Source organism: Kitasatospora sp. NPDC002227, from assembly GCF_040296285.1.
In the GTDB taxonomy this organism is placed as follows: domain Bacteria; phylum Actinomycetota; class Actinomycetes; order Streptomycetales; family Streptomycetaceae; genus Kitasatospora.
The window spans coordinates 1-1,383 of the sequence record NZ_JBEOWY010000129.1 but is presented as its reverse complement, the minus strand read 5'-3'; the positions used below and the strand labels follow the sequence as shown (position 1 = coordinate 1,383).

The 1,383-nt window shown below is 67.0% G+C and carries 1 protein-coding gene; it reads left to right on the top strand.

Features of this window, described 5'->3' with window-relative positions; translation table 11 throughout:
* Positions 1 to 48: 48 nt before the first annotated feature.
* A complete protein-coding gene (locus tag ABT095_RS38775) occupies positions 49 to 1,344 on the top strand; it encodes an IS256 family transposase (protein ID WP_350534341.1) in 1,296 nt (431 codons plus the stop codon).
* Positions 1,345 to 1,383 lie beyond the last annotated feature (39 nt).

Genomic DNA, 1,383 nt, shown 5'->3' with positions numbered 1-1,383 from the left:
GGGTCTGTACGGTGACCGGTGTATCTCCCGATCAAGGAAGAGCACCTGATGAGCGACGTGATCGCCTCGGTTGAGGCGGTTGAAGAGGTCCGGCCGGTCGAGCTGTCGGCGGACCTGCTGGACGACCAGTTGATCGGGCAGCTGGTCGACCGGGCCCGCGCGAGCGGGCTCCAGTTGACCGGCGAGGGTGGGCTGCTGCAGCAGCTGACCAAGAGGGTGCTGGAGTCCGCCCTGGAGGGCGAGATCACCGACCACCTCGGCTACGAGAAGCACGACCGGGCCGGTGCGGGCAGCGGCAACAGCCGTAACGGTGTCCGGGCGAAGACCGTGCTGACGGACGTCGGACCGGTCGAGATCGAGGTGCCCCGAGACCGTGAGGGCAGCTTCGAGCCGCAGATCGTCAAGAAGCGCCAGCGGCGGCTGACAGGTGTCGACGAGATGGTCCTGTCCCTGTCCGCACGGGGTCTGACGCACGGTGACATCTCCGCGCACCTGGCCGAGGTCTACGGGGCGAGCGTGTCCAAGTCGACCATCTCCACCATCACCGACAAGGTCATGGACGGGATGGCCGAATGGCAGAACCGCCCGCTGGACTTGGTCTACCCGGTGATCTTCATCGACTGCATCCACGTGAAGGTCCGTGACGGGCAGGTCGCCAACCGGCCGATCTACGTCGCCCTCGCGGTGACCGTGGACGGCACCCGCGACATCCTCGGTCTGTGGGCCGGCGACGGCGGCGAGGGCGCCAAGTACTGGCTCCAGGTCCTGACCGAGATCAAGAACCGCGGCGTCGAAGACGTGTGCATGGTGGTCTGCGACGGCCTGAAGGGCCTGCCGGACGCCATCTCGACGGTCTGGCCGCAGGCCATCACCCAGACCTGCGTCGTCCACCTCATGCGGGCATCGTTCCGCTACGCGGCCCGCCAGGACTGGGACAAGATCTCCCGCACGCTCAAGCCGATCTACACCGCGCCGACCGCTGACGCCGCCGAGGAACGCTTCCTGGAGTTCCAGGAGGAATGGGGCGCCAAGTATCCGGCGATCGTTCGGCTCTGGTCGAACGCCTGGGCCGAGTTCGTGCCGTTCCTGCAGTTCGACGCGGAGATCCGCCGGGTCGTCTGCACGACCAACGCGATCGAGAGCGTGAACGCCCGCATACGCAAGGCCGTCCGCGCCCGCGGACACTTCCCGAACGAGGCCGCCGCGCTCAAGTGCGTCTACATGGCCGTCATGAGCCTGGACCCCACTGGCCAGGGACGCAAACGCTGGACCATGCGCTGGAAGCCCGCTCTCCAGGCCTTCGACATCGCCTTCGACGGTCGCCTCTCCGTCGGCCGCCGGTAACTCACACAACACGAGATACACCAGTCGCTGGACACACCC

Coding starts and splice junctions, on each gene's coding strand:
- ABT095_RS38775 (WP_350534341.1), top strand. CDS start 49: ATGAGCGACGTGATCGCCTCGGTTGAGGCGGTTGAAGAGGTCCGGCCG.